The sequence below is a fragment of the Pseudomonas sp. SDO5532_S415 genome (genome assembly GCF_054071155.1).
Window position 1 is genome coordinate 1 of the sequence record NZ_JBSVWS010000389.1, and the last position, 238, is coordinate 238.

The following is a 238-nucleotide window of genomic DNA, read 5'->3' on the forward strand; positions in this document are numbered from 1 at the left end:
CCGCGCTTTGACCACCTGCAACCGCAGACCCTCCAACAACTGTTCGAGGCGCAAGTCGACCGTACGCCGGATGCGTTCGCTGTCACGTTCGAGGGGCAATCACTGACGTACGCCCATTTGAATGCGCGAGCCAACCGTCTAGCCCATCGCCTGATCGCCCAGGGAGTGAAACCGGACGATCGGGTGGCGATCTGCGTGGAGCCGGGTCTTGAAATGATCGTTGGCCTGCTCGGCATCC

Annotated in this window: 1 protein-coding gene; it reads left to right on the plus strand. The window is 61.8% G+C overall.

The annotated features are described in order from the left end of the window. Nucleotides 1–238, plus strand: a 238-nt coding sequence (locus ACW9HW_RS30195; protein WP_457402987.1) for an AMP-binding protein, incomplete at both ends; no start/stop codon positions are given.